The organism is Runella sp., from assembly GCF_965279615.1.
GTDB lineage: Bacteria > Bacteroidota > Bacteroidia > Cytophagales > Spirosomataceae > Runella.
Genome location: NZ_OZ257252.1, coordinates 2,919,697 through 2,939,056, shown reverse-complemented (window position 1 = coordinate 2,939,056; position 19,360 = coordinate 2,919,697). Strand labels below are relative to the sequence as shown.

20 protein-coding genes are annotated in these 19,360 nt (G+C 45.1%); 18 read left to right on the top strand and 2 right to left on the bottom strand.

Translation table 11 applies throughout. The features are described 5' to 3' along the window. The first annotated feature begins 2 nt into the window (after positions 1 to 2). The 17 genes from ACQY73_RS12570 to ACQY73_RS12490 all read left to right on the top strand — a co-directional run bounded on the left by ACQY73_RS12570 (position 3) and on the right by ACQY73_RS12490 (position 16,046). On the top strand, positions 3 to 872 hold the full coding sequence (locus ACQY73_RS12570; protein WP_428666317.1) for a hypothetical protein: 870 nt from the start codon (positions 3 to 5) through the stop codon (positions 870 to 872). A gap of 83 nt (positions 873 to 955) precedes the next feature. After that, on the top strand, positions 956 to 1,849 hold the full coding sequence (locus tag ACQY73_RS12565) for a hypothetical protein (RefSeq protein ID WP_428666314.1): 894 nt from the start codon (positions 956 to 958) through the stop codon (positions 1,847 to 1,849). Between the two features lie 68 nt (positions 1,850 to 1,917). Then, on the top strand, positions 1,918 to 3,465 hold the full coding sequence (locus ACQY73_RS12560) for a phosphatase PAP2 family protein (protein ID WP_428666311.1): 1,548 nt from the start codon (positions 1,918 to 1,920) through the stop codon (positions 3,463 to 3,465). 108 nt (positions 3,466 to 3,573) lie between these two features. Further along, positions 3,574 to 4,029, top strand: a complete 456-nt coding sequence (locus tag ACQY73_RS12555; RefSeq protein WP_428666308.1) for a DUF4440 domain-containing protein — start codon at positions 3,574 to 3,576, stop codon at positions 4,027 to 4,029. Positions 4,030 to 4,077: 48 nt separating this feature from the next. Then, entirely contained in the window at positions 4,078 to 4,626 is a 549-nt protein-coding gene (locus ACQY73_RS12550; protein WP_428666305.1) for a hypothetical protein, read from the top strand. 95 nt (positions 4,627 to 4,721) lie between these two features. After that, a complete protein-coding gene (locus ACQY73_RS12545) occupies positions 4,722 to 5,282 on the top strand; it encodes a carboxymuconolactone decarboxylase family protein (protein ID WP_428666303.1) in 561 nt (186 codons plus the stop codon). Positions 5,283 to 5,401: 119 nt separating this feature from the next. Continuing rightward, entirely contained in the window at positions 5,402 to 8,176 is a 2,775-nt protein-coding gene (locus tag ACQY73_RS12540) for a TonB-dependent receptor (RefSeq protein WP_428666300.1), read from the top strand. A gap of 12 nt (positions 8,177 to 8,188) precedes the next feature. Further along, positions 8,189 to 9,433 carry an MFS transporter gene (locus ACQY73_RS12535; RefSeq protein WP_428666298.1) on the top strand — a complete coding sequence of 415 codons (1,245 nt, stop codon included), beginning with the start codon at positions 8,189 to 8,191 and terminating at the stop codon, positions 9,431 to 9,433. Between the two features lie 2 nt (positions 9,434 to 9,435). Further along, the gene (locus tag ACQY73_RS12530) at positions 9,436 to 9,984 is read left to right on the top strand and encodes a carboxymuconolactone decarboxylase family protein (RefSeq protein ID WP_428666295.1); all 549 of its coding nucleotides are present in this window, start codon (positions 9,436 to 9,438) and stop codon (positions 9,982 to 9,984) included. A 130-nt stretch (positions 9,985 to 10,114) separates the two neighbouring features. Beyond that, positions 10,115 to 10,663 (top strand): carboxymuconolactone decarboxylase family protein, encoded by a 549-nt coding sequence (locus tag ACQY73_RS12525; RefSeq protein WP_428666292.1) that lies wholly within the window; start codon positions 10,115 to 10,117, stop codon positions 10,661 to 10,663. A 153-nt stretch (positions 10,664 to 10,816) separates the two neighbouring features. Further along, positions 10,817 to 11,386 (top strand): carboxymuconolactone decarboxylase family protein, encoded by a 570-nt coding sequence (locus ACQY73_RS12520; RefSeq protein ID WP_428666289.1) that lies wholly within the window; start codon positions 10,817 to 10,819, stop codon positions 11,384 to 11,386. Between the two features lie 108 nt (positions 11,387 to 11,494). Next, entirely contained in the window at positions 11,495 to 12,652 is a 1,158-nt protein-coding gene (locus ACQY73_RS12515) for a DUF3179 domain-containing (seleno)protein (RefSeq protein ID WP_428666286.1), read from the top strand. 216 nt (positions 12,653 to 12,868) lie between these two features. Beyond that, complete coding sequence (locus tag ACQY73_RS12510; protein ID WP_428666283.1) at positions 12,869 to 14,239, top strand: vanadium-dependent haloperoxidase; 1,371 nt, start codon at positions 12,869 to 12,871, stop codon at positions 14,237 to 14,239. Positions 14,240 to 14,250: 11 nt separating this feature from the next. After that, positions 14,251 to 14,640 carry a hypothetical protein gene (locus ACQY73_RS12505; RefSeq protein ID WP_428666280.1) on the top strand — a complete coding sequence of 130 codons (390 nt, stop codon included), beginning with the start codon at positions 14,251 to 14,253 and terminating at the stop codon, positions 14,638 to 14,640. Between the two features lie 77 nt (positions 14,641 to 14,717). Then, complete coding sequence (locus ACQY73_RS12500; protein WP_428666277.1) at positions 14,718 to 15,338, top strand: hypothetical protein; 621 nt, start codon at positions 14,718 to 14,720, stop codon at positions 15,336 to 15,338. Between the two features lie 126 nt (positions 15,339 to 15,464). Continuing rightward, positions 15,465 to 15,698, top strand: a complete 234-nt coding sequence (locus tag ACQY73_RS12495; protein ID WP_428666274.1) for a DUF433 domain-containing protein — start codon at positions 15,465 to 15,467, stop codon at positions 15,696 to 15,698. A gap of 36 nt (positions 15,699 to 15,734) precedes the next feature. Next, positions 15,735 to 16,046, top strand: a complete 312-nt coding sequence (locus ACQY73_RS12490; RefSeq protein WP_428668453.1) for a DUF5615 family PIN-like protein — start codon at positions 15,735 to 15,737, stop codon at positions 16,044 to 16,046. Positions 16,047 to 16,120: 74 nt separating this feature from the next. Here ACQY73_RS12490 and ACQY73_RS12485 read toward each other — a convergent pair whose 3' ends face one another. Together ACQY73_RS12485 and ACQY73_RS12480 are read right to left on the bottom strand one after the other, a co-directional pair. Continuing rightward, positions 16,121 to 16,483, bottom strand: coding sequence for a DoxX family protein (locus ACQY73_RS12485; protein WP_428666272.1), 363 nt, complete (start codon positions 16,481 to 16,483; stop codon positions 16,121 to 16,123). Between the two features lie 114 nt (positions 16,484 to 16,597). Further along, entirely contained in the window at positions 16,598 to 17,584 is a 987-nt protein-coding gene (locus tag ACQY73_RS12480; RefSeq protein ID WP_428666270.1) for a phosphotransferase, read from the bottom strand. Positions 17,585 to 17,817: 233 nt separating this feature from the next. On the opposite strand from ACQY73_RS12480, the gene ACQY73_RS12475 reads away from it, so the two are divergent. Then, entirely contained in the window at positions 17,818 to 19,215 is a 1,398-nt protein-coding gene (locus ACQY73_RS12475; RefSeq protein WP_428666267.1) for a pyridoxal phosphate-dependent decarboxylase family protein, read from the top strand. Positions 19,216 to 19,360: the final 145 nt, after the last annotated feature.

Below are 19,360 nucleotides of genomic sequence, written 5' to 3'. Positions count from 1 at the left end.
TAATGGTTACACAAAATCCAATTTTCATCAATCCTTTTTCCTCAAAACAGTCGTTTGAGGAAAAGCTTTTCTTTTGGTTGAGATTTGGAGTATTAGGTTGCTTCGTAGGGCATGGCTTTTGGGGGATAGTTACTAAAAAAGGATGGGTTCCGTTTTTTAAAGTCTTTTTTATCAATGAGGCTACTGCCTTTGATTTCATGCCTTTTGTTGGAGGACTGGATATTCTGATCGGACTTGTCGGATTCTTCTATCCAAACCGGGCAGTACTCTTATGGGCTTCATTCTGGACGCTGTTTACGGCCATGTTGAGGCCTTCGGCAGGCATGGGTATGTCGGAATTTTTTGAGCGTGCGGGAAACTTTGGCGTGCCTGTTCTTTTCCTGTTGCTTTATGGTACTCCCCGGATCAGTGAAAGAAAGTTGTGGTTGGAGAAACTTACGCCGCTTACCCAAATTACAGTCCAACAAACGTATCTGATAGAATGGGTAATGCGTCTCAGTTTATTTAGCTTACTGACGGGGCATGGCGGTCTGGGATTTTTTATGAAACACCCTGTTCTTTTCAAAAACCTGACAGGTTTGGGATTGTCTATGAGCGATACCGGTTTGCAGATGTTTGGTATTTTGGAAATAATTTTGGGCTTTTTGGTGCTTTTCAAACCACGTATCCCGGGCATATTGCTGTTTATATGTTTTTATAAATTGGCTTTTGAAATGCTTTTCCCGATAGCAGGACGCCCGATAGATATTTTTGAGACCATCGAACGAATGGGGGATTACGTAGTTCCGATCATTCTTTGGGAATATTACCGGTCAGCATACTTTAAAAAAAGCAACTACCGGTTGAGAGTCAGCGATATGCAGAAGATTTAAATTCATTGGGTCAGTATAGGAAATACGCTTACTCTACGACCAAAACCAACAATCATCCTATTGATTTTAACAAAACCGTACCTATGAAAAGATTATTTACCGCTTTAGTATTGATGTGCCTGTTTTCCGGATTGCGGGCTCAGATGCCCCACGATATTCTGTATATGTCTAAGAATCAGGCCTGTTTTGCCCTTATGTATGGACACAGCAGTTGGAACCATTACTGGGAAAACACGCTCAAACGCGAAAACTTCAACATCGGCACCCATACTACCCAAAATGTAATGTTTATGGGAGCTTATGGAATCACAAGCCGATTGAATGTGATTGTCAGTTTACCGTACGTTTGGACAAAAACCAATGCAGGGAATTTATTGGGCCAAAAGGGAATTCAGGATGGCGCAGTATGGCTGAAATATAAAGCCGTTTCAGTGGGAGGATTTGGGTTGCACGGGGTAATTGGCGGCTCTATTCCGGTAGGTAATTATGTTCCGGATTTTCTTCCGATGTCTATTGGTATCAAATGCCGCACGCTTTCAGGGCGGGTTATTGCCGGCTATAAACACAAAGCATCAGGTTTATACCTTAGTGCCCACGGTACGTATACCTGGCGCGGCAAAATGAATGCAGACCGTGATGCCTATTTATCCAATGATCGTATCTATAATACAAATCAAGTGAGTATCCCAAATGCGTACGATGCGGGTGTAAGATTGGGCATTTTAAAGAAAAAATGGCAAACAGAAGTATGGGCAGAACGCTCTTCCTGCGTAACGGGAGATAATATCCGTCGCAACGATATGCCTTTTCCAACCAACAATATGCAGGCAACGGTGGTTGGCTGGTATGGCAAATTCCAACCTAAGGCTTTGGGTGTAAACGCTCGCGTGGGCTATGTTACGGATGGGCTTAATGTGGGCCAAAGTACCGGTTACATGGTAGGTGTTTTGTATTTGATGAATTTTAAGAAGAAATAACGGATAAGGGCTGCAAATTCTTGGAAGAAGTCAGATCCTTATCTTGAATACTACAACTAGTGATACAAATGAAAAAGTATTTTAACATTTTGAAATATACGGGCGTTTCGTTGGGAATGCTCTTACTTACCGTTTCCTGCGACAAAACCATTGATGAATTTCAACGGGTATCCTATACCCCTGCCAACTTGGATGAGAAGGCCGGCACTTGGAAAACATACATGTTGGCTTCTCCCGAAGAGATCAGCGTGCCGGCGCCGACGGCAATTACTTCAACGGAATACTTAGCAGAATTGGCAAGCCTGAAGCAGGCATCGAATGCTCTCACCAAAGAGCAACAGGAGCTTGTTGTGTATTGGGGAGCCGGAGCGATCTACCGTTGGAACGAAATCGGACGTGAGTTGGCGGCCCGTTATAATATACCGCCGGCCTCTAATGCAGAAGGTAAATATCCTGTTCCTGATGCCGCCAATCCATTGGCTGATCCTAAATTTCCGTTTGCGAATCCTCCTTATACTGCCCGTGCATTGGCGTATTTGAGTGTAGCTCAGTACGATGCGCTTGTAGCTGCCTGGAATTATAAATATAAATACAAACGTTTGGCACCCTCTAAAAATGATGCTACCGTTAAGGCTGCTTTGGCGGTCACTAACTTGCCTTCTTATCCGTCAGAGGATGCCGTGGTTGCGGCGGCCTCGGTCGTAATTTTAAAGGCCATGTTTCCGGGAGAAGTCCCCTATCTGGAGGCGAAATTGAAAGAACATCAGGAGGCCCGTTTGTGGGCCGGGATGAATGTGCAAAGCGATCTTACTGCCGGAGTAAACCTTGGCAATGGTGTAGCGGCGAAAGTAATGGGCCGAGCCAAAACAGATGGTATGTCTGCTGCCAACAATCAGGCATTGACACCGGGGATGATCACCAATGCTACCTCGTTGGGGATCAAAGAACCTTGGGTAAGTCAGGAAGCACCGCTTCGCCCGCCGATGTTGCCTAACTACGGAAGCGCACAAACATGGAATTTTGACAAGGCTACTATGGTTAGTATTCGTCCCAAAATGCCGTATGTGGTAGGCTCGGCAGAGTTTGAAAAAGACCTCAATGAATTGAAAAGCATTCAGAAAAATCAGACGCGCGAACAGGCCCGCATTGCTAATTATTGGGCGGATGGCCCCGGAAGTTATACACCTCCCGGCCACTGGCACCGTATTGCCGCCAATGCCTGTCACGAAGCTAAATACAGCGATGTACGTATGGCCCGGACATTGGCTATTCTGGGTACTGCCGAAATGGATGCTGCTATTGCGTGTTGGGATACTAAATACTTTTATTACACCCCAAGACCGCAGCAGTTTGGCCTGAAAACATCGGTAGGGCTACCTAACTTCCCGGCGTATACATCAGGGCATTCTACTTTCTCCTCTGCCGGGGCTACGGTAATGTCGTCTATTTTTCCTGAACAGGCAGAAAAATTTGTGGCACAAGCGAATGAAGCGTCTATGTCACGTATCTATGGATTAATTCACTACCGCGTAGATTGTGTGATGGGCTTGGAACACGGTAAAGTGATCGCAGGCTACGCCATTGCACGCGGTAAAGCCGACGGCTCAGGTTTATAAAACACAAGACTTTCCAAGACTTCGAGTCTTGGAAAGTCTTTTAAAATTTGTCATAATAATAATCTTTAAAATAAAGTCCCGAACAATGTCAGGGCCTCCTTTGTACCAATGAAAATTTTTAAGATGCTATTTTTTATAGTTATTATTAGCTGTACAAGCGTTTTTGCACAAGACACTCCCAAACAGGAAGTAGCCCAACAGCTTACAAATTGGCACGCCGGACTGGTAAACGGTGATTTAGAGGGGGTTATGGCACAATACGCCAGCGATGCGGTATTTTTTCCAACATTCATCAACGCTGCCCGCACTGCCGACGAACGCAAAGCCTTTTTGCAAACGCTTATTGCCAAAAAGCCGACTGCCGTAATCAACAACGACCAACGTATCCGGTTGTTTGGCGATGTAGCGACTTGCTCAGGTACTTGGTTATTTGACGTCAATGCCGCAGATGGCAGCCGTGAAAAAAAGCCGGTACGTTACCTGTTTGTTTTTGAAAAACGCGCCGGTAAATGGCTTATTATCGAACAACACGTTTCTGCATTTCCTGAAAAACCTAAAGCATAATTAAATCTGCCGGGTTGGTCCCGGCAGATTCTAAAAAACAACATTCGCTTGAAAAGACTTGTTTCCATACTGCTCGTCAGCCTTTTGCTCTACAACATGGTAGGCTACTCGGTAGTCTATTGGCTGGGAGGTAATGTGGCATTGGAAACGCAGCAGGAAGAAACGCAAAAGCCATTAAATCAGGAGTATATTACCGTAAAAGTTCCCGTTTCATTACCTTATCAGACCAACTGGACGGCACCTCAATCGGTGCAGGGGAAAGTGCAGGTAGGAAATGAATTTTATGAAATGGTAGAGCAAATTATGCTTAACGATACCATTTACATCACCTGCAAACCCGACCGCGATGCGCGCGCCAATTTTTATGCGCTGGCGGAGCACATCAATAAACACATCCACGACCATGCTGCCGATGGCCCCAAGTCCTCCAAAAGCATGTTTGTACAATTACTGAAAGAATACGTTTCATCCCAACGTACTCACGTATTTTATGTAGTAGAATGGCTGACCGATGCCACACCATTGAAAGAGTATTCCGACTTTATACTTCTTGCCCGCGCATTGCGCGTGGTTTCTCCTCCTCCCGAGTTAGCGTGATTTTTTAAGGTTAAAATAAACGCCGATCCCTGCCTGCCGGGGATACTGTAAGACGTATATTTTTTATTGTCCTAAAAATCAACGCTTTCTAATTAATGCCACATATTCCACTTCCTGAGCACTTGCCCGGCATTACGGGTTTGCTCGAATACCGTTTGGACACGGCCATGCCCATTCGTGACCTGACCCAGATCCTGTTGCGCGGTGAGTCTACGCTTACCCAAGGCGAACGTGAGCTGATTGCGGCGATTGTGTCGTCGCGTAATTGCACCAATTTTTGCGAAGCCGCCCACACCAAAGCAGCTGATATGCTGTTGGGTGATCCGGAAACAGCGCGGTTGGTAAAACAGAATTTTGAAACGGCGCCCGTCAGCGATAAGATGAAGGCGTTGCTCAACATTGCTGTACTTACCCAAAAAAGCGGTAAAGCCGTCACGCCCGAAGCCATAGAACGTGCCCGTCAGGCAGGCGCTACCGATCTCGAAATCCATGATACAGTGTTGATCGCGTCCCTGTTTTGTCTGTACAACAAGTACGTGGATGGACTGGCTACCGTGGCTCCAACCGACCCCGCGTATTATGAAACGTTGGGAGAACGCATCGTTGGACGCGGTTATTTACGACCTCCGGGAGGGCATCCTGTTTCAAACAGGTAAAATTTCAATTTTTGTTTTTACCGTACCCTGTTTTTGCGCTTTAAGCACATGCAGATGAATTACCGTGCTTTCAGGAAGCATAACCCACCTCTTTTACCAAAAATTTACTACCGTAATCAATGAAAAAACCTTTATATTTTTTGATGATTCTTGCATTTGGATTGATTGCTAATCATACCATTTATGCGCAACAAATACGCCTCTCCGGAACGATAACTGACCCCGACACACAACAGCCGCTGGCGGGAGCCTCAATAGCTGTGAAAGGAAAAGTAATAGGTACAGTAACCGATTCTAAAGGAAAATTTGAGCTTACTGCCAATGTTCCGGCCACGTTGATTATTTCGATGATCGGTTATGAACGGCAGGAAATCAACGTACAAAATAATACTGTGCTGAATATCTCATTAAAAGAAAGCGCCGCTGATTTGAATCAGGTCGTAGTGTCGGCGTCGCGGATTGAGGAGAGTATTTTGCGCTCTCCCGTGACGGTAGAAAAGTTGGATGTACGTTCCATTCAGAACAGTCCCGCGCCTAATTTCTACGATGCCATCAACAACCTCAAAGGGGTCGATATGGTGACAAGCAGTTTGACGTATAAGCAAATCAATACGCGTGGATTCAATACGACGGGAAACAGCCGCTTTCTGCAATTGGTAGACAACGTTGATAACCAATCGGCGGGTTTGGGTTTTGCAATGGGTAACCTCTTTGGCCCGCACGATCTGGACTTGGAAAGTGCCGAATTGATTCCGGGCGCGGCTTCGGCGTTGTATGGGCCGATTGCTTTCAACGGGATGTTGAGCATGAAAACCAAGAATCCGTTTTTGTATCAGGGCTTAAGTGTTCAAACCAAAGTAGGTGTAAATCATATAGCTGACGGCACAGATTTCGGCGCAAAACCAATGGGTGATTTTGCCATTCGTTATGCCAAAGCCTTTAATAACCGTCTGGCATTCAAGGTAAATGCGTCGTATTTGACCGGTACAGACTGGTATGCCAATGACTATACTGACATTGATCCCAATACCGCGGAGGCAAGTCGTGGTCCTAACAACCCCGGAAAAAATTCGTTGAATATTTACGGTGATGAAGTAGCCCGCACCATTGACAAAATCGGTCGGGTATCGCGCACAGGATATGAGGAGAAAGATTTGGCCACTTATGGCGTATACAGCCTCAAACTCAACGGCGCAGTGCATTACCGCATTACTGACAATCTGGAAGTGATCTACGCTTACAATCGCTCGCAGGGAACTGCACAATACACGGGAAGCGGTCGCTTTGTTATCAACGATTTTGTACTTAATCAACATCGTTTAGAATTGAAAGGAAGCAATTTCTTCATCAGAGCGTATTCAAATGCGGAGAATTCTACCAATTCTTACAACACACGCTCGTTGGGACAACAGATCAACCGTACATGGGTGCGCGATTTGAGCGGCAACGTAGTAACGCCTGACAAAGCCGATGCCACTTGGTTTGAGCGCTATGAGGCAGCTTTTAACGGAAAAATAAGCGGTGTAACGGGACAAAGTCACCAACTGGCGCGCTCTTTTGCCGACCAAGGTCGTGTGTTGCCGGGCTCAGCAGGATTTGATACTGCCAAAGAAACCCTCATCAAAACCTACGGTATTCAGGGGGCGGGAGTGCTGAGTAAATGCGGTTTGCGCCACATTGAAGGAATGTATGATTTTACCTCACAACTCAAATTTATGGGCTTGCAGGTAGGCGGTAATTACCGTCAATATAAATTGGATACGGGCGGAAGCTTGTTTGATGATAAAGACAAAAACCTGACCAATACCGAGTACGGTGTATTTGCGCAAGCGTCTAAATCACTTTTGAAAGATCAATTAAAAATAACACTTTCAGGACGTTATGACAAGAATGAAAACTTCGACGGTCGGTTTACGCCCCGCGCTTCGGCGGTATTTTCACCCAATGAGAACCATCATTTCAGAGCATCTTACCAAACAGGGTTTCGTAACCCAACCATCGGCGATCAATACATTAAGCTAAACGTTGGTCCGATCATTATTTTAGGAGGAGTTCCGGTCAATGCTGCCGGCATGAATGCGTACGAAAACTCGTATACAGCCGCATCGGTAGGGGCATTTGGGGGAGCGGCCGGCGCACAATTGGGACAAGGGGTACCTTTTCCGACGGCGATTGCCAATAACAAAGACAAACTCGTAAAATCGAACGTGCCTTACATTAAAGCGGAGAAAGTAAAAAGTTTTGAAGTAGGTTACAAAGGGTTGCTGAGTTCGAAACTGATGTTTGACCTGAATTATTATTACAGCCAATACACCGATTTCATTATCAATACCGTGGTTATTCGCCCCGCAAGCAACGTGACTTTGGCGGATGGAACGATCAACCCGGCCGCCGCAGGCGACATTTTAAGTGGTAAAACGCAGGCATTTCAACTCTATACCAATGCCGCTGACCAAGTATCCATTCAGGGCGTAAGCGGTGGGCTTTCTTATTCATTACCAAAAAATTATCGTGTGAATGCCAACGCCACTTGGACAGCCTTCAATCTGGGCAATGCCAATGCAAGCAACATTCCGCCTTTTAATACGCCGACCTGGAAAACCAATCTGACATTTGGTAACGCTAAATTGACCGACAAGCTCGGTTTCAACGTGGCTTGGCACTGGCAAAGTGCTTTTGATTGGTACGGAACCTTCACCGAAAACCGCCCGGGGCGTATCAACGCCTACAGTTTATTGGATGCGCAGCTAAGTTATAAACTGTCAAGCTTAAAAACGGTCGTAAAAGTGGGCGCTTCCAACCTCACCAATACCTATATCATGCAGGCCTACGGCTCGCCGGCAGTGGGAGGATTGTATTATGTGAGTTTGAATTTTGATGAACTGTTTCGGTAAAACATATCACTTATGAAAACCTTGGAAATCAACACAATTGCTCCACAGACGGACGCTAAAAATAACTTGGCTTTTGCCTTGTGCATGATCAGTTATTTATTTGGCGGAACGGTGGCTACCCTGATGTCGGTCTATTTGCCGGTAGCCGTGCCGGAATTGCTCGGCGAGGCCAACATCAACGAAGCCCGTTTGGGCGAAGTGGGCGCTTATATCGGCGCGGCGTTCCTATATGGCTGGGGCGTAGGAGGGTTGACCTTCGGCGTTGTCAGTGACCGTATCGGACGCAGGAAATCCTTAACGCTCGTTACGGGATTATACGGTCTGGCCACGTTGCTGACGGTTTTTGTTCCCAACTGGTATGCGCTCATGGCGTGCCGTTTTGCGGCAGGCATGGGCATTGGCGGTGTATTGTTGATCTCAACGGTGTATTTGTCCGAAATATGGCCGGTGCGTACGCGTCCGATTGCTTTGGGCATTTTGGCGGTAGCATTTCCGATTGGCATTGTGGCCACAGGTGGGTTAAATGTACTCTTTGCCGATTGGCGTCAGGCTTTTTGGTTGGGCATTGTTCCCATCATAACGTCCCTGGCCATGAGTCAATGGTTACCTGAATCAGTCGCGTGGGCAACCGGTCGCCAATCGTATAAAAAAGATACGTCAGAATTGTGGGATGCCGAGAATCGCCCCAATCTCATTAGAGGTACTATCATTTTCGGCTCGGTACTTATCGGGTTATGGGGCATATTTTCATGGATACCCACTTGGGTACAATCGTTGCTTCCCGTGGGTCAAAACGGCCAACAGCAGCGGGGTATTACCATGATGCTTCTCGGCTCGGGCGGGATTGTCGGCGGAATAATTTCAGGCTTTTTAATTAAAAATATCGGCATTCGCAAAACCCTCATTGTTACCTTTTTAGGTTGCGCTTCAGTGTCGTTTGTTTTGTTTTTGACCAATAAAAGCTTTAGCTCCGTTGTGTACGTTGAAATGGCGCTTTTGTCATTGTTTTTCGGAATCAGCCAGGGATCGCTTTCCAGCTATATACCACAGTTATTCCCGACAGTGATCCGAGCTACTGCCACCGGATTTTGTTTTAACATCGGGCGTTTCTTTACCGCCACTTCGGTATTTTTTGTGGGAGCAATGGTTGCCTTTTTCGGAGGACTCAGTAATGCGTTGCTTACCTTTTCCATCGCTTTTTTAGTGGCTTTGACAGGGGCATTTTTAAGTAAACATAAAGAATCAAAAAACGTATAAAGATGGCATATATAAATCTGCCCGAAAACGCGGTTGGTATGCGCGGTTTGATGGCCTTTCGGCCGCATTTAGCACCGCATTTGGGGGCCTTTACGGAAGGAATTCTGAGTATTGATGAAGGCCTGACCAAAGCTGAGCGTGAATTGATCGGTATGATGGTGTCGCGTTGGAATGAATGCGACGGCTGCGAAGGCGTACACGGAGGAGTGGCCGAATGTTACTTAAAAGACGATGGTACGCTAACGGAACAAATTAAACTTGATTACCGATCAGCACCCATTTCGGATAAATTCAAAGCCTTGCTTGCGGTTGCACACAGCGTTCAGCAGGGCGGAAAACAGGTAACGAATGGGCAGATCGAAGAAGCGAGAAAATTGGGAGCAACCGACATTGAGATCCATGATACGGTCTTGATCGCCGCGACCTTCTGCCTGTTCAATCGCTATTTGGATGGACTGAACGTCTGGGACTCTCAGGCCTATACGCCCGAAATGTACCGCGAACGAGGAAGAATGATCGCCGAAGGGCTTGGGTATGCCCCAAAACATTGACGCGTTTTAGGTTAATAAGCTATTGAAAATAAAGATATTACTAAATGATAGGTTGATGATTGGTAAACAGGCCTGTTGCTTGATAGGCCTGTTTTTTCTAAACCCGTAAAAAGCTAAACATCACAAAACTATGCCACATATAACACTTCCCGAAGGTTTTCCCGGAATTCGCAGCTTGGCCGCTTATCGTCCTGATACGGGTGCTGCTTTATACGCATTGGCCGAAGCACTCCTGCGCGGCGATTCGTCGTTCACGCAAGCCGATGCCGAGTTGATCGCCACGTTTACTTCGTCGCTTAATGAATGTGTTTTTTGTACGAGCAGTCATGCGGCGGCGGCGCGGTACCTGTTCAATACCAACAAAGATGTGGTAGACGCGGTCATTGCTGATTATCAGACTGCTCCGATCTCCGAAAAAATGAAAGCGTTGCTGACCATTGCCAAATGTGTACAGCAGGATGCCCGTACGGTTTCGGAAGAGATCGTGGCCAATGCCCGTTTGGCAGGGGCTACCGACCGCGAAATCCATGATACGGTCCTGATCGCAGCTACTTTTTGTATGTTCAATCGCTACGTGGATGGGTTAGCGACAATTACGCCTACCGACCCTGCGGTTTACGAACCCATGGGGGAGCGCATGGGAACATTGGGCTATGTGCCTCCAAAACCAACGGTCTAAATGATAAAGTAACCCATACGTTGAAAGAGATTATTCATAAATTAAAATGGTAAAAAAAATGAGTATGATAGCCACGGAACCCATTGGAAGTATTCCTCTTCCCGCTTATTTGCAACAGGCCAAACGTTCAGTAACTACTTAGAAAAGACAACTATGCCACATATTCAATTGCCCGAAAATGCGCCCGGAATTCTCGGGCCGATGAAATTCAGCCCCCAAACGGCGGCTCCCATGAACACGCTGGCTAACGCCCTTTTGCAAACCGACGATGGTTTGAGTCGCGGGGAGCGGGAGTTGATCGCGACCTATGTTTCGTCGCAAAATGACTGTATTTTCTGCCAAACCATTCACGGAGCGGTGGCGAGTGAGTACCTCGGTGACGACGATTGGTCGTTTGTGAAAGCGGTGAAATGTGATTACCAACAAACGTCATTGTCTGACAAAATGAAAGCACTTTTGGCGATTGCCGGGAGTGTGCAAAAAGGCGGAAAAAATGTGACGGCAGAGCAAGTGGAAACCGCTCGCCAACACGGCGCTACCGACAAAGACATCCATGATACGGTGCTGATCGCGGCGGCGTTCTGCATGTTCAACCGTTACGTAGATGGTTTGGCAACGGTTGCACCTATCAATCCTGACGTATACCGTGGCCGTGCGGCAAATGTTGTTAAAAATGGATATTCAGCAGAAGGGCAATATGCTCCCGCTCCGATTATATCATAGGTTGAAGTGACGTAAAACCCCCGGCATCTTTTGTCGGGGGTTTTTAAAAAGTTATTTTTGAATTCAGTTAACGATACATTTTGAACCGACCTGAACATTGACTAACCTATGAAAAAGCTTTTCTACATTGGCATTATCGGCCTCATTTTGTTTGAGATCGCCAATGTCTATTTTATTATGCCCATGCCCGGAAGTCAGCGCATGAACAGCATTGATGCCGCGTATTTCTTTTATACGTGGCGGTGGGTGTTTCGCGGCGTGTTTGGTTTATTGGCACTCATTGGCATTCTGCCTGCTTATCGGGCGGGAAAATGGGCACCTTATGGGGTTGGATTGGCGTTGTTGGCGGTTGCGGGCGTAGCCTATGCCACCAATTATGAAATGGCTGCCGATACCATGTTTTACCAACCCTCGGTTTTAACGCTTAAAAATGCTGCCGAAAACAAAGTAGGAAAAGAACGTTTAGTGATTGGCGTTGAGGTCAACGGTCAGGCTCGTGCCTACCCGATTCAATACATTGGTTACCATCACCAAGTACGTGATACGCTGGGCGGTAAGCCTATCATTGTTACCTATTGTACGGTTTGTCGCACCGGTCGTGCATTTGAGCCTATTGTAAATGGAAAATTGGAAACGTTTCGACTCGTAGGAATGGATCATTTCAATGCGATGTTTGAAGATAAGACCACCGGAAGCTGGTGGCGACAAGCCAACGGTGAGGCCATCACCGGAAAATTGAAAGGACAAACGTTACCCGAACTTGATATTACCCAAGTTTCTCTTGATAAATGGCTGGCATTACATCCCAACAGTTTGGTCATGCAGCCTGATGCGAAGTTTCAGGAAGAATACGACTCACTCAGCAATTACGAATCCGGAAAACGCAAGGGTAAATTGACCAAACGCGACAGCGCCTCGTGGCAGGACAAATCGTGGGTAGTGGGTGTTGAAGTAAGCGGCGGCACGAAAGCCTACGATTGGAATCAACTGCAAAAGAAACGAATTATCAACGACATGATCGGGTATTTACCCGTTTCGGTAGTGTTGGCTTCGGATAATAAAAGCTTTGTAGCGCTGCGCCGCGCCACCCCCGGACAAAAGTTTGTTATGAAAAATGATTCACTTTACGATGAAGGCGGCTCGGTCTATGATCTGCTTGGCAAATCACACAAATCGGGAGTTCCGGATTTGGTAAAAGTCAATGCGTATCAGGAATATTGGCATAGTTGGCAAACATTTCATCCTGATACCAAGCAGTTTAGATAAGTTTTATGTATTGTTTTAATCCCATTAGATGCAGGGAAACGTGAGATACAAAAAATAAAAGCATATTAATGCGAAACCCAAAAATGATTTCTGCCTCAGGGATCATTTTTTATTTGAGACTATTATGATGGTAATTTGGCATAATAATTGACGATACCCAAAATAAGTTTTTAACGTTTATCCGTGAACTGCATCATTTTATTAAGCCTAACATTTATGAAAAAGCTTCTATATTTTGTCTTTAGTGTTTTGTTTATTATAGGTTGTACAAACGTAGGAGTAGAGCCTACCAAATCCAATGACGTAGCCAATTACTCGGCAGACTTCCTGAGGGAGTGGTTTAAACTCGAATGCCGTATTGTGAAAGAAACAGCCGGTTTTTTGCCTCCTCAGGCTTCCCGTGCATTTGGGTATGTTGGTGTTACAGCGTATGAAGCAGTATACACCGGTATTTCGGATGCCAAACCCTTGGCCGGGCAACTCAATAAATTGATCCCGGCAAGTATGCCTGTGCCATTGACTAAAAGTCTGGATTACCACTGGGGAATCGTGGCCAATGCGGCCGTAGCCGATATGATGCGCTATATGTTTGACAAGAACCTAAGCCCTGCCAATCTTCAAAAAATCAATGATTTAGAGGCAAAATATGCGGCTGAATTCGGTGAGACCCTTAACAAAGCTACTGCTAAAACATTGGCGGAAGAATCGATAAAACACGGAAAAGCAGTAGCACTGGCTATTTACGAATATTCAAAGACGGATGGCGGCCATGAGTCGTACCTTAACCCTTTTTCCCGTCCTTTTACCCCCGTTACCGGGGTAGACAAATGGGTGCCTACAGACGCAAAAAACGCTACGCCGTTGAGCCCTTACTGGTACAAATGCCGCCTTGCGTTGACGTCTAATGCCGCTTTTATGACTCCCGATAAGCCTATCGCCTTTTCGATAGAGAAACAATCTGTCTTCTATCAACAGGCATTAAAGGTCTATAATCAGGTAAAAGGCAATACCGCAGAGCAGGTCGAGATCACTAAATTCTGGGCCGACGATCCTTTTGCCACCTGTACGCCCACGGGACATACGTTCAATATCATGACCCAACTACTGGAAGAAACCAATGCTACATTGGCCAAAGCGGTGGTGGGGTATGCCATGTTGGGAATTGGCGAAATAGACGCGTTTATTGCCTGTTGGAAAGCCAAATATGATTATTCACTGATTCGCCCGGTATCATACATTCAAAAATACATTGACCCTGCTTTTACGACCGTTATTGGAACCCCCGCTTTTCCGGCGTATACTTCCGGACACGCCACAGAAGTAGGGGTAGGTGAACGAATTTTTACGAGCCTCTTCACCAAAGGCGACGGAGCTTATGTGCTCACCGACCGCTCGCAGGTTCAACACGGTTTTGCACCTCGGAAGTTTACAAATTTTGCTGATATGGCTCTGGAATGTGCCAATTCGCGCCTTTATGGAGGAATTCACTACGATATGGACAATATCAACGGCCTGAAAATGGGGCGTAGCATTGGTGATAATGTGGTAAAATCCATTCAATGGCCCTCACTATCCACCCTTAAGTAATTGTTTAAAGAATGAAAGTTAAGAACAGTATTTGTTTGATAATCACTGCATTGTTTCTGGGGCGCTGCGGAAAAGATGAAAAAGTACAGTTGGAAAAAGACGCGCAGCTGATGGCCGTTCTGGAGTGCGAAGCACGGCAATTGAAAGAAGAACGCTTTGATGCGGCCAATGAAATTCGATTCATGGAAGATTCTCTTGCCAAGCATCATATTGCGCTTACGGCTTCGCAAAGCAAACACATTGATTCGGTCAAAAATGAATATACCCTGCGCACCGGCCAATTGGCAAATAAGATCACAAAGACCATGGACAGTCTCTTTGCGGTGAGCTACCAAACGCCCGAACAACGCCAAACGTTTGACGCAGCGGTTGAAAAAAGGTTGCAGGAAGTGTGTAAATAAGCCTTAAAGAATGGCAATTTTGTCCCGTAAAGCTCGTTAATAAGTCATTTTTAGAAGGATTTATTAACGAGTTACAAATGAAAAAATTGAATCTATTGATCGCTGTAATTGCCTTAGCGGGACTTTTTCAGCGTTGCGCAGTTACCAGACAAATATCGGAAGCCAAAACCCTGGGCGATTGCAAATACAATATCGCTTCGGCCGATAAAATTACGCTTGCAGGAATTGATATTCAGCAATTCAAAAACATGCAGGACTTTGACCTATCCAAATCTCCCCGGTTAGCGTTGGCATTGTTGAGCAAAGACGTACCGCTTAATGTGCGACTAAATCTTGACGTGACCAATCCCACCAATCAATTGGCCGGAATCAATCAATTTGAGTACAAAGTATTGTTGGCTGAAAACGAGATCTTCACCGGTTTTTGGGATCAACGCATTGACGTACAACCCAACGGCGGTACCACGCGTGTTCCGATGCAGTTGACGACCAATGCTTACCACTTACTTACCGATGCCAAAACACGCGATTCTTTTGTCGCCATGGTTGAGAATCTGTCGGGTAAGCAAAATACGCAACCTACCAAGTTGATAATCAAGCTTAAGCCAACTTTGGGGATTGGAAATTCGCAGGTCAATTATCCGGGTTATATTACAATTGAAAAAGAAGTAACGGCCAAAATGTTGGCAGGAGAGTAATTTTCCATTACAATCTATTCACGCCAAGGCGCAAAGAAAACGTATCTTCTTTGCGCCTTGGCGTGAATAGATGCCGTTCGATAATGTTTCGCTGAAAAATTATTAATTTTGTAAAAAATGGGCGCAATGGAAAATCTGCTTGAAAGAATAACAATTGATGAGAAAGTTTGTAATGGAAAGCCTACAATCAGAGGTTATCGCATTACAGTAAAAACTATTCTTGAATATATTGCTGCAGGAGAAACCTTTGAAAATCTTTTGATGGCATATCCATTTTTGGAGAAAGAAGATATTAATGCCTGTTTACATTATGCAGTACGAGCTGTAGATAACGAAACTCACTTTCTTAAAGCGGCTTGATTCAAATGCCTTTTTATAAATTTTTGGTTGATGTAAATCTCCCCAAACACTTTTCATTCAGACAACTTTCAATTTGTAATTGATATCAATGGCAAAGCCGATGATCGTGATATTTGGGAGTATGCAAAAGTGCATGATTTAGTAATTCTTACCAAAGACTCGGATTTTTATGATCGTTGTCTGATTGATGCAGGTTCACCTAAAGTTATCTATTTTAAAGTAGGAAACATGCTACTAAAGGAGTTGTACCAATTCTTTCATCTGTATTGGGACCAAATTATCTCCTACCTTCCAACGGCTAAAATGATTATCGTAAGCCAGGCACATATTGAAATAATGCCTTTATAATTTGAAAACATTAAAGGGTAATAACACGCCAAGGCACTAAGAAAGCTTATTCTTCTTAGCGCCTTGGCGTGTTATTATGCGGTCTTGGCTTGGAGTTTCTTATAAAAGAAATACGACACTCCGAGAACCACTAAAATCACCAGTGGCATAACGAAGGGAGTGTTGGTAGCAATGTGAGTCCAAATGGCGCCAATGAGCGTAAATCCAAAACCCGCATATGCCAATTCCTTTAGGTTGTTAAACCAAGGATTCAACAATGCCAGTGAGCCTAACAATTTGAAAATGCCAAGCATGGTGACGAAGTAAACAGGGAACCCTATCTTCTGAAAACCTTGCATTAAATCAGGGGCTTTTGTTAAGTACATATAACTGCTGAATAAAAACATCAGGGAAATCAAGCCTGTTGTGATCCAATAAATAATCTTGTCGCGTTTCATTTGTGTAAAAATTAATTGTTCTATTGAGCGACAAAGGTGAGAAAAGTTACTATACAAATGTAAGTACTATATCAGAGTATAGTACTATACTCTGATATAGTACTTACGAATCGGCTATTCAAACAGTTGATGATGGATGCACCATTTTTGAATTATCGCGATGAATCGTTTGAAATAATCTTCGCTGATGAACAGGTTACCCCAATCATCAAATCGTTGGCACTGAATGCCGAGGTAGAAAAACCAAATACTTACAGCAAGGTAGGGGATAAAGCCTTTTTCTTCGTCGGAAATCTTAGTAATAGTCTCATACCCTTCGAAAAAGCGGTTAAGTTTGCGGCGGTATTCTTCAGGGTCAGGCTCAATGTTGAACAGTTGAACGTTGAAATAGGCCAAATCAAGGCATTGCCAACCATTGCCGCAAAAGTCAAAGTCAAAAAGGGTAATGTTTCCGTTGGTATCAATGTGCATATTGTCGTACCAAATATCCAAATGAACCGTCCCGACCCTAACATTGGTCCGGCTTATTTCTTTGAATTTTGAAGCCAATGCGTATGTTGTCGATTCCACAAAAGTCATGGTTTCAGAATCTGTTGCAAAAAATGTTTTTGCCCATTGGAGCGGCGCAAACAGCAGTGTATCAGTGTTATAAGTGACGCGTTTTAAGGCCAACTCCTGCGTGATCTTGTGAAAACGAGCCATTGCCGCGCCCACATTGAAACTGATCTCATCCGTAAAAATTCTGATCTTTTGACCTTCGGCAAACGAGAATAACACACCATAACGAAGCCCCTCAGGCGCAGAAATTTCCTGGATAAAATTCCCTTGTGCGTCGGCAATGGGGTAGGAGACAGGCGCGCCATTGTCTTTCAGAAGATTGAGCAAACGAAGCTCTTCCTCAATTTCGAGTTTTGTGCGCCAATTAAAACTGTAAAGTCTGAAAATCCGCTTGTTCACGCCATCATTCAAAAGATATGAATGACTGATTCCTGTTTTCAGAATACGACAATGGATCGGATCATTGAGTTGGTAGCATTCCTGCAAAAAGGCACCTAAATGCGAAGCCGAAAGCCTCGAATCATATACGGGAAAAGAATTCATGAAACCGAAGTTTGCGGTAGAACAAAAGGAAGAAAAACGCCGTCTAAAAGCAAAACGGGGCGCAAAGATGCACTTTTTTTGTTCATTTAAGGAAATTGCCCTCTGAAAAATAAACCAATTCTATAGTTTGATCGATGTTAATAACCGGGAAGCATCAATACATGCCCAAATGGTATTTCTGCCGGCAGTTGATTTCATCTTTCTTTGTAATTGAAAAATAAATCCATACAGTCATGCTGCAAAATGAATTAGAAAACTTTGAGAATATTCTCCAAAAAGCCTTTGAACAGGGAGTGAATTTTCTGGAAACCATTGATCAACGGCCAACTTCTGCCCCTCATACGGTTGCTTTGGTGAGCGAGTTGGAAGAAGAGGGAAAAGGAACGATGACGGTTTTAGCGGAATTTAACCAACGTTTTGATCCGCTTATTGTCGCCTCTTCGGGGCCGCGTTCGTGGGGATTTGTGACGGGCGGTGCTACTCCCGCGGCTATCGCAGGGGATTGGCTGGCAGGTGTTTATGATCAAAACCCTCAATCTGTTCAAGGCCAGGGTGATCTGTCGGCGTTGATCGAAGTGGAAACCATTCAGTTGTTGTTATCTCTTTTTGATTTGCCGGATTCGTTTGGTGGTGGATTTGTAACGGGAGCTACGTTGTCCAATTTTACGTCATTAGCCGTGGCGCGTCAGTGGGTTGGCAAACAACTGGGACGTGATATTGCCAAAGAGGGAGTAACGAGTGGTCTAAAAGTATTGAGCGCAACACCCCATTCATCGGCCGTAAAGTCGTTGGCAATGCTGGGTTTGGGGAGCCGGAATTTTATCAAAGTACATACCTTGCCGGCCAATCGGGAAGCGATTGATGCAGCTGATCTGGAAGAAAAGATAAAGGCGCTTTCAGGCGAACCTTTTATTCTGATTTCGAGTGCAGGAACGGTCAATACCGTTGATTTTGATGATTTCGAAGCCATCGCCCGTTTAAAAGAAAACTACAATTTCTGGTGGCATATCGACGCGGCTTTCGGCGGCTTTGCGGCCTGTTCGCCGCACTATAAACATTTACTCAACGGTTGGGAAGGCGCCGACAGCATCACCATCGACTGCCATAAGTGGTTGAATGTACCTTATGAAAGCGCGTTTTTTTTGATAAAGAAAGAACACGGCCTATTGCAAGTGGAAACCTTCCAAAACTCCAATGCACCTTACCTGGGCAATCCGCTTGAAAATTTCAGCTTCCTCAATTTTTTGCCCGAAAATTCGCGGCGGTTGAGGGCCTTGCCCGCATGGGTTTCGTTGAAAGCGTATGGTAAAAAAGGGTATTGCGAAATTGTAGAGAACAGCATTGCTATGGCTCGGTTGCTGGACTCGTTCATTCAACAAAGTACTGATTTTGAATTGCTGGCGCCGACGCGTTTGAACAATGTTTGTTTTACATTGAAAGGAGAAGAGAATCAGGACAAAGTGCATTCGTTCCTGACCCAATTGAACCAACGCGGAAAGGTATTTATGACGCCAACGGTTTACAACGGCAAAAAGGGAATCCGGGCCGCGTTTGTGAATTGGCGTACAGGCGAAAAAGACATTGAAATTGCCATTGCTGAGATGAAAGCTGTATTGGCTCCTTCAGCCTGATCCGTGAGTCAGTGAATTCCGTGAGTCAGGTTGCTCACAACCTGACTCCGGTGATAACTTCGGTTGTGAGCAACCGAAGGCACACTCTTACAACCTGACTCCGGTGATAGCTTCGGTTGTGAGCAACCGAAGGCACGACGGTAAA

What these genes read in the sequence shown, in the direction of transcription:
- ACQY73_RS12535 (WP_428666298.1), top strand. Translation starts at nt 8,189, where the DNA reads ATGAAAACCTTGGAAATCAACACAATTGCTCCACAGACGGACGCTAAA.
- ACQY73_RS12520 (WP_428666289.1), top strand. Translation starts at nt 10,817, where the DNA reads ATGCCACATATTCAATTGCCCGAAAATGCGCCCGGAATTCTCGGGCCG.
- ACQY73_RS12530 (WP_428666295.1), top strand. Translation starts at nt 9,436, where the DNA reads ATGGCATATATAAATCTGCCCGAAAACGCGGTTGGTATGCGCGGTTTG.
- ACQY73_RS12555 (WP_428666308.1), top strand. Translation starts at nt 3,574, where the DNA reads ATGAAAATTTTTAAGATGCTATTTTTTATAGTTATTATTAGCTGTACA.
- ACQY73_RS12560 (WP_428666311.1), top strand. Translation starts at nt 1,918, where the DNA reads ATGAAAAAGTATTTTAACATTTTGAAATATACGGGCGTTTCGTTGGGA.
- ACQY73_RS12505 (WP_428666280.1), top strand. Translation starts at nt 14,251, where the DNA reads ATGAAAGTTAAGAACAGTATTTGTTTGATAATCACTGCATTGTTTCTG.
- ACQY73_RS12570 (WP_428666317.1), top strand. Translation starts at nt 3, where the DNA reads ATGGTTACACAAAATCCAATTTTCATCAATCCTTTTTCCTCAAAACAG.
- ACQY73_RS12480 (WP_428666270.1), bottom strand. Translation starts at nt 17,584, where the DNA reads ATGAATTCTTTTCCCGTATATGATTCGAGGCTTTCGGCTTCGCATTTA.
- ACQY73_RS12510 (WP_428666283.1), top strand. Translation starts at nt 12,869, where the DNA reads ATGAAAAAGCTTCTATATTTTGTCTTTAGTGTTTTGTTTATTATAGGT.
- ACQY73_RS12545 (WP_428666303.1), top strand. Translation starts at nt 4,722, where the DNA reads ATGCCACATATTCCACTTCCTGAGCACTTGCCCGGCATTACGGGTTTG.
- ACQY73_RS12495 (WP_428666274.1), top strand. Translation starts at nt 15,465, where the DNA reads ATGGAAAATCTGCTTGAAAGAATAACAATTGATGAGAAAGTTTGTAAT.
- ACQY73_RS12525 (WP_428666292.1), top strand. Translation starts at nt 10,115, where the DNA reads ATGCCACATATAACACTTCCCGAAGGTTTTCCCGGAATTCGCAGCTTG.
- ACQY73_RS12565 (WP_428666314.1), top strand. Translation starts at nt 956, where the DNA reads ATGAAAAGATTATTTACCGCTTTAGTATTGATGTGCCTGTTTTCCGGA.
- ACQY73_RS12515 (WP_428666286.1), top strand. Translation starts at nt 11,495, where the DNA reads ATGAAAAAGCTTTTCTACATTGGCATTATCGGCCTCATTTTGTTTGAG.
- ACQY73_RS12540 (WP_428666300.1), top strand. Translation starts at nt 5,402, where the DNA reads ATGAAAAAACCTTTATATTTTTTGATGATTCTTGCATTTGGATTGATT.
- ACQY73_RS12475 (WP_428666267.1), top strand. Translation starts at nt 17,818, where the DNA reads ATGCTGCAAAATGAATTAGAAAACTTTGAGAATATTCTCCAAAAAGCC.
- ACQY73_RS12485 (WP_428666272.1), bottom strand. Translation starts at nt 16,483, where the DNA reads ATGAAACGCGACAAGATTATTTATTGGATCACAACAGGCTTGATTTCC.
- ACQY73_RS12500 (WP_428666277.1), top strand. Translation starts at nt 14,718, where the DNA reads ATGAAAAAATTGAATCTATTGATCGCTGTAATTGCCTTAGCGGGACTT.